The following is a 7,730-nucleotide window of genomic DNA, read 5'->3' on the forward strand; positions in this document are numbered from 1 at the left end:
TGATTTTTTGCAAAGATCTCAAACTATAATCAAATGAAACATTAGCGCGACAATGTGTATTGTCACGCTAATGTTTAGTGATTTAATTAAGTGTTTAAAATTGATAACGAAGAGTTGCAAATATGCTACGCGGCTCACCGTAGCTATGGCGGTCTGGTTGGGTACGGTAGCGTTGGTCAAAAAGATTATGCAGGTGTAATCCGATACCAAATTTCTGGTTAGGCTGATAGTGCGCATTTAGGTCAACCACGCTATAAGATTTTTGTCGCGCAGTATTGGCAGCCCGTGATTTAGCGGCTTCACTGCTAAATCGTCCGTTAATATCACTATGTGTTTCGCTTTGCCAACGTATGCCAGCGCCAATACGCCATTCAGGATTGACTTGATAGCTACTATAGAGTTTGACGGCGTGGTGGGGAATGCTATCTGGATTGAGGCGTTTGCCTTTGTCATCTTGGCTTCGATTGTAGCTGTAGCCAAGTTGGATTTGCCAATCTGGCGTGAGTTGCCCACTAAGTTCAGCTTCTATCCCTTCGCTTTTACTGTGATTGGTAGCACGATAATACCAACTTCCATCGCTGTGTTGACCTGCGCGAACGGCAAGGTTTTTCTGACGATTGCGATATAGACTAAGACTGGCGGTGAGTTGTTCATCATACCAGCTTTGTTTGATACCAATTTCCATGCTATTGCCTTGTGAAGGTGCTAATACACGGTCTTGCTTATCTTTTTGGGTTTGGGGTTCAAATAGATGCGCATAGGCAGCATAGAGGGTGGTATTCGGATGTATTGCTATGGTTAAGCCTAGATAAGGGGTAATTTTTCCACCTCGGCTACGACTGCGATTGTTTGGGCTGATATTGTGATAGTCAAACTGTGTGTAGCGTGCACCAATGATTACGGCACTATAGTCATTTAGATGTAATTGGCTGGCAAGATATGCGCCGATTTGTTGTTGTTTATAGTGTTGATTTAAATTTTGCAGGTAGCTATCTGGCTTAGGATAGTTACCGTGTTGGCTGAACTCGTTGAGATGAATGATTTTTCCTATGCCTGCGCGCTCACCAGGACGATTATGGTCATTGTGATAGCCGTTTATTCCTGCTACTAAGCGATGTTGGCGCCCCAATAAGTCGTATTCGCCGCTAAGGGTTGCGCTGAGGCTATGCAGTGTCCGATGATTTTTCCAATAACCGTTGACGATATCACTACTGCCGTCTTGATGATTGATGCTTAATACTCCCGCGACACCATAGGGATGGTCCCAATGGCTGCGTACATAATTGTATTGAAAAGTGCTTTTCCAACGGTCATTCCATTTTTGATTGAGCGTTATAAAGGCATTCATACTTTGGTTTGCGCTATAGGTCCAAGCGCTGGCTGGGTTGTCTTTGCGACCAAGTGGAACGGGATAGCCTTCGGTGTCATAGACGATAAAGCTATGAGAAGCGCTATCGTCAGCTTTGCTGCGTTGATAATGTATCCCTGCGCTAATATTCGTTTGCGTGTGTGGCTGATAGTCAAACACACCGTAAATTTCACCATTGTATTCATGCTCACGATGTCGCCAGCCGTTCGTGAGCATTGCATTGGCTATCCAGCGAGTGCGTAGGATATCTGCACGATCTAAACTCGCGCTCATATCGGCGCCGAGTGCAAAATGTTGACGATTGCCCGCGCCAAACATCAGTTCACGCTGTTCTCCTTCGGGAAGTTTACGTTGCATATTCACGCTGACACCAGGCGTTCCGCTGCCATCTAGTAGCCCACTAACCCCACGATTAACTTGTACGTTTTCATAAACCAGACTACTTTGATTACCAGTATCTACCAAACTATCTGCAACAGGTTGTCCGTCAATTAGATAGCGATTGATTAACGCACCGCGTGCATATAGTTTGTTATAACCTGCGCGCGATGACCCCCAAATTTGCTGTGAGACACCAGTTGCTTGACGCAGAGTGTTATCTAAATTGGGTAACTGTTGGTCGGCGATTTGCTGTGCGCTTAATGTCGTATGGGTTTGTGGACGTTCAGCATCATTTGCAATTAAGCCTGCGAATGCACCTTGTAAGTGGTTATCATCGTTTCTCACGGTAATAGGCTCAAGCATGATGACCTCTTCTGCTAGCGCATAATACGGTAAGGCAGCAAAAACGATAATTTTGTAAGCTCTCATTGATTATTCCTCCTTATTTTTCATGGCTTGTGTCAGTTGTTCAGCCGCGTCGATTAACTGCTGTGCGCCGCCAGCGGCAATATAATTTGCTGCGGGCATGATAATAATTTGTTGCTTACGCCAAGCAGTTGTATGGTGTATAAGCTGATTATCTAGTGTTGCCCATGCAGCGGCGGGTTCGCCAAGCGCTGCGCTACGGTCTAATACAATGAGCCAATCAGGATTGATTTTTGCCACATACTCCATTGTTACTGGCTGACCATGAGGGGCATTGCTTAATTGCGTATCTGCGGCTGGCATTCCAATATCTTTATGTAGCCAACTGCCCAAACGCGAGTCTGCGCCAAATGCGGAAATTTTCGGACCAGTAATGGATAACACTAATGCGTTACCATGTCCTTTTACCGCCGTTTGTGCATTGGCAAATGCCTTATCAATTGTCGCTTTTATCTTCTCTGCTGATTTTTGTTTTCCAAACAGCTGTGCAAATGCGGCTATCCGTTTTTGCCCACTCTCGCGAATCGCGCTGTTATCAATCGTCATATCAATAGTTGGTGCGAGTTTAGCCAGCTGTTCATACGACACTGCTCCTGGCCCGTCTGTAATAATTAAATCGGGTGCGTATGCTGCCAGTGCTTCATAATCAGGTTCAAACAATGTCCCGACCGTCTTTGCTTGTGCAAACACAGGCGCAAGATAGTCAATCTCTACTGGGCGAGTTGTCGCACCAATCGGCACACCTAGCGAATGCAAACTATCTAGTGCCGCCCAGTCATATACGGCAATACGCTTTGGCATCTCTGATATGGTTACATTTCCACGAGCGGTATCAATGCTAGCCGCTGCGCAAGTTGCGATTAGCCATAGCACCATACATCCGCTTAATATCCATCGTCGTAAGCTACGCATTGGTATCTCCTTTGTTTATCAACAATCGTAATCATTAGCATAAACAATCGCACTATCGCGCGCCTAGTCGCTTCCAATAGAAATTCCCGTAACCGCATAATTGTTTCCTGCTTGCGCACCATCACGTTTCTATACTACAAGTGCTTTACAAAGGAGAACGCTATGCAAATTCATAACTGGCACAACACGCTAATGAACCTAAACACTTTTTGGCAGCCGATGTTTTTAGCCTGTTTTAACCAACACAATATCAATCTCATTACCATTAAAGGCGAATATCAATGGCATCAGCATGACGAGGGTGACAAACTATTTTTAGTCATTGAAGGAGAAATGCATATTGACAACGCGGAAGGGACGCATATCGTCCGTGCAGGCGAATTGGTAATTATCCCTGCCAAACAAGCACATCATCCACGTGCGCCAGAATATGCTCGTCTACTGATGATTGCTCAAGCCTAATTTTTTGCATACCATTCGCGAAATATCGCTATTAGCCGCTTCCCTTTAAAAATTCTCTAGGCATAATCGAATATTTTGTCACTTAGAAATGGCGCTACGATAGAATCGTAGCGCCATCAATTTATTGATAATTGCTTTTGAAAGCACGTAAGATAAAATGAAAAATAGTAAGCGTAAACAACAGGAAATAGAATGCTTATTCGACTTTTTTTATCTTTATCATGCCTTCTTGTTTATCGTAACGTTATTGCAGAAACACCAGCAGAACGTTTATACCTACTTGGCTATCAAATTCCAGCAGAAGCGCGCGCCGACGTAATTGCGGAAGATAGGGCAACCTTGCAGGCTTATGCTGCGCAAGAGCATTCGTGGTTTCATCCAGAAAGCCAAGAAACGCCGACTTTTCGTCGCGAACAATATGACAAATATGCACTTGATGGCTTATGTAAAATCGATATTCTCGATTGCCTGCCCGATTTACGGAAAAATCCTTTGCCTTATCAACAAGCGATAGCGCAACTGGCATCCGTCTATGCCGACCTTGAGCAATTACAAAAGGCGGAACCGTCAGAAATCAGCAGTATTTTTCCAAAAGACATTCAGCGTATTGATGTTGAACCGCTTCCGAGTTATCCCTATCTCTTACGCCCTTTGCTCACGCGCCATGCACTTTTGCTCACACAAGCACCAGAGCAAAGCGCTGCGCCGATTTGTGAAGGCATTGCCTTTGCTAAAAAACTGATAAACAGCCGTCAAAATCTCATTCAATCGTTGATTGGTGACGCATTGTTACGGCACGAACTCAATTTATTATCCGAATGGCGAACCCAAACGGCGCAAACCTTGCCAATGGAATGCAAACAAGCGCTAGAACCCTTGCCGATTGAAAGCGTGGATTTTTGCCCCTTAATGCAAAGTGAAGCGCAATATACGGTGAACTATTTACAATCGCTAAAAAATTTACCACTGTTTTACCACCAAGAAAAAACCATTGCCAATATTCATCTCAACTATGCGCCGTATTGCAGTGCACAATGGCGCGCCACCATAGTGGCAGATAACCCCGCACAAACCCCAGCTATTGTTACGGCTAAAGCCCGTTCGTCAGAAAATGCAAAAAATTGTGCGTTAAATAGTATAGGCTGTCTTTTAAGCAATGTATCAGTTAGCACATTAGAAAATGACACGCAGTATCAACATCGCCTACAAGATGCGAATGCGCGGTTGCGCCTTTGGCAGTTCGCGCAAACGCATACTTGTGATAACAAGGCATTTCTGCCAACCGATTGGGCAGCGGCAAGAGAACTTCAGACGAATGGAGAGTATTGGCAGATACGCGCTTATCATTCAAGGTTTGGAGAATATCTGCGCGCACCGTGTTTTAAATAAGCAGATTTTTTCTATCCTTTCGTTTTTTAGGAGCGCCAAAGTTTATGTCAGAGATTTCCTATCGTCGAATAGCAGTAATTGCTTTGCCTGTGATTGCGGCAAATGTGCTATTGCCGCTACAGGGCATTATTGATACTGCCATTGTTGGGCATTTTTCCAGTGCGGCACCGTTATCAGGCTTAGGATTGGCAAATACGGTTTTTACGATGCTCTATGTGAGCTTTAATTTTTTGCAGTACGCCACTTCAGGGCAAAGTGCGCAAGCATTAGGGCAACAAGATTATCGGCAATTACAGCGGATTCTTTGGCGTGCGTTTATTTTAGTGGCAATGATTGGAACGGTTTTGTTGCTGTTCCGTCCGCTGGTGATTGGATTGGCGAAATCCTATTTTTCCGCTAGTGAGGCGACGGAAAATGCAATGGCAAGCTATATTCATCTGCGTTTGTATAGCGTGTATGCAGAATTAGCGCTTTATAGCACGTTAGGTTGGTTTGCGGGGCAAAGTCGGAGTTTTGCCATTTTAATTCAGCAAGCGGTGCTGACGTTTAGCAATATTTTGCTGAGTTTATGGTTGGTTTATGGATGGCATTTAGGGATTAAAGGGGTGGCATTAGGTACGGTGTGTGCAAATTATTTAGCGCTCGGTGTTTCGCTCGTGTTGGTCTATCGCGCGCAACATTCGCATCAGTTATTTTTCTTCCGACCCGATTGGCAACGCATTTTTCAATGGCAAGAAATTCGCGTGTTATTGTCGCTGAATCGAGATTTGTTTATTCGCACAGCGATGTTGGTATTGTGCTTGAGTTGGTTTCAGCGTTTAGCCAGTGCGTTAGCAGACGATGTGTTAGCCGCCAATATTGTGTTAATGCAGCTATTAAATATTGCCACTTATGCACTGGATGGCGTGGCGGTGGCAGCAGAAGGGCTGACAGGTCAAGCCATTGGTGAGAACAAATCAAATAAATTGCAGCAAGTCATTCAAAAAACCTTAATTTCTGGTGGTGTGCTCGCTTTTGGAATTACCGCCATTTATGCGTTTATCGTGCCGTTATATGTGGGATGGATGACGGATAATGAAGCGGTTCAAAGCACCGCGCAGCATTATTGGCTATGGGCGGTATTTTTACCGCTGAGCGGTGTTTGGGGGTATTTATTAGATGGTTATTATTTTGGCGCAACAAAAGCCAATATTTTGCGTAATGCAATGATTGGTGTGGCATTGTGTATTGTGCCAGTCAGTTATTTGCTGCGGTTTGTCTTAGATAATCAGGGAATTTGGTTAGGCATTCATCTTTTCCTACTGCTGCGTGCGGCTTTTCTGTTGCCACATTTACAGAAGCGTTTATTGGGTGCTTGAAGCGAAAGATTGCAGAGTTATAGTTAACCTCCCAAAAAAATGTATACAGAACTTTGGGATAGGTGGCTGTTTCAAAGTGGATATTAAGTTAACGTTGTATGCATTTTTCGGGAAGTTGGCTAGGATAATCATTTGAGAGCTTTGCAAAACCCTGTTTTGCAAAGCTCTCATTTCTTTTACTGCTAATTTAAAAGCCTCACCCATCCAATTGGATAGGTGAGGCTTTTTTTTGTAGCTTTATTTAGAATTTATATTTGACTTGTAGACCGCCACTCCAATCATTTCCACGTTTGTTAAAGCGCTGGTTAATTCCAGCTTTTACAGAGAAGCCTTTAGCAAAGCCGTATTCAGCATTTACGCCCACATTGAATGCCCCTTTTTGTCGCTCGCTGTTGAGCGTAAAGGGGGTGCTTTGGTTAAAGTGGGCAGTGAGGTCTTTTTGCCCTGTGGTATAGGTGTAATTCATATCCACGCCCACGTTGAGATAACCTGCGCCAGCTGCTTTACGCATATCAATGCTATGTCCAATCACCATATCAACGGTGTTTTGTTTGTTTGTATCAATGGAAAGTCTGCCCGTGCCTTTCTCGTTTACCGCATCGATACGGCTATGATTGTAGGCAATGCCCGCTTTGGGTGTCCAAGTGACGGTGTCGTTCATCGGCACTTGGTATTCCAGTGTGCTGTAAAGGCTATAGGTATCGGTGCTGACTTTGCTATCAAAGCGGTGGTTGTCATAGCCGTTGATGATGGTGCGATTGCCACTGAGGTTCATGTTTTCATAAGCGATGCCATTCGTCCATTGTAGGCGGTTATTGGCAAAACCCGTTTTGGCATAAGCACCTACATACGCGGCGTTGCCTTTTAGTTGGCTGCCATGATTGCCATTGAGTTTTTCTTTGCCCATACCAACGTCCAAGCCTACGGTGAAATTATCGCTCACGCCATAGCTTGCACCGATTTGCATACGGCTGCTGCTGGCATCATCAAGATTGTGTTTGTATTGATGGTTGCTGGTGTTTGCCTGTGCATTCACTTTGACTTGACCGCTGTTGAGCAATTCGGCATTTTGCAGCGTTTGATTGCGATAACCGTGCAGACTGTCTAAGGCAGCGGTGGGAACGGCGGCATAGATATTTTGCGCTACGGTTTGGAACAGGTAGTTATTGACCGCTTGATTGGCTTCAGCGTCGGTTTTGCCGATGGTTGAAGCAGAATTTTTCAGCGGATTGGTGCCCGTATTTACCCAAGAATTGACGGCACTGTTATAGGCGTCGGGATAAGGGGTGTTAAACGTTGGCGCGGTGGTTGAGCCACCACCAGTCGAACCGCCAGTATTTCCGCCAGTATTTCCGCCAGTATTTCCGCCAGTATTTCCGCCAGTATTTCCGCCAGTATTTCCGCCAGTATTTCCGCCCAGTATTTCCGCCAGT

General features: G+C 44.8%; 6 protein-coding genes. 3 read left to right on the forward strand and 3 right to left on the reverse strand.

The genetic code is table 11. The features are described 5' to 3' along the window. Positions 1–94 precede the first annotated feature (94 nt). Positions 95–2,179, reverse strand: a complete 2,085-nt coding sequence (locus A5N85_RS07990) for a TonB-dependent siderophore receptor (protein ID WP_072576764.1) — start codon at positions 2,177–2,179, stop codon at positions 95–97. A gap of 3 nt (positions 2,180–2,182) precedes the next feature. Then, positions 2,183–3,088 carry a siderophore ABC transporter substrate-binding protein gene (locus A5N85_RS07995; RefSeq protein ID WP_072576765.1) on the reverse strand — a complete coding sequence of 302 codons (906 nt, stop codon included), beginning with the start codon at positions 3,086–3,088 and terminating at the stop codon, positions 2,183–2,185. Positions 3,089–3,250: 162 nt separating this feature from the next. On the opposite strand from A5N85_RS07995, the gene A5N85_RS08000 reads away from it, so the two are divergent. The 3 genes from A5N85_RS08000 (at position 3,251) to A5N85_RS08010 (ending at position 6,297) form a co-directional block, all read left to right on the forward strand. After that, the gene (locus tag A5N85_RS08000; RefSeq protein ID WP_072576766.1) at positions 3,251–3,550 is read left to right on the forward strand and encodes a cupin domain-containing protein; all 300 of its coding nucleotides are present in this window, start codon (positions 3,251–3,253) and stop codon (positions 3,548–3,550) included. 192 nt (positions 3,551–3,742) lie between these two features. Then, the gene (locus tag A5N85_RS08005; RefSeq protein WP_072576767.1) at positions 3,743–4,939 is read left to right on the forward strand and encodes a hypothetical protein; all 1,197 of its coding nucleotides are present in this window, start codon (positions 3,743–3,745) and stop codon (positions 4,937–4,939) included. Positions 4,940–4,983: 44 nt separating this feature from the next. Continuing rightward, positions 4,984–6,297, forward strand: a complete 1,314-nt coding sequence (locus A5N85_RS08010; protein ID WP_072576768.1) for an MATE family efflux transporter — start codon at positions 4,984–4,986, stop codon at positions 6,295–6,297. A 241-nt stretch (positions 6,298–6,538) separates the two neighbouring features. Here A5N85_RS08010 and A5N85_RS08015 read toward each other — a convergent pair. Continuing rightward, positions 6,539–7,730 (reverse strand): autotransporter outer membrane beta-barrel domain-containing protein (locus A5N85_RS08015; protein WP_143143218.1); only part of this gene is annotated, 1,192 nt, incomplete at its 5' end.

It is taken from the genome of Suttonella ornithocola (assembly GCF_001889065.1).
GTDB lineage: Bacteria > Pseudomonadota > Gammaproteobacteria > Cardiobacteriales > Cardiobacteriaceae > Suttonella_A > Suttonella_A ornithocola.

What these genes read in the sequence shown, in the direction of transcription:
- A5N85_RS07990 (WP_072576764.1), bottom strand. Translation starts at nt 2,179, where the DNA reads ATGAGAGCTTACAAAATTATCGTTTTTGCTGCCTTACCGTATTATGCG.
- A5N85_RS07995 (WP_072576765.1), bottom strand. Translation starts at nt 3,088, where the DNA reads ATGCGTAGCTTACGACGATGGATATTAAGCGGATGTATGGTGCTATGG.
- A5N85_RS08000 (WP_072576766.1), top strand. Translation starts at nt 3,251, where the DNA reads ATGCAAATTCATAACTGGCACAACACGCTAATGAACCTAAACACTTTT.
- A5N85_RS08005 (WP_072576767.1), top strand. Translation starts at nt 3,743, where the DNA reads ATGCTTATTCGACTTTTTTTATCTTTATCATGCCTTCTTGTTTATCGT.
- A5N85_RS08010 (WP_072576768.1), top strand. Translation starts at nt 4,984, where the DNA reads ATGTCAGAGATTTCCTATCGTCGAATAGCAGTAATTGCTTTGCCTGTG.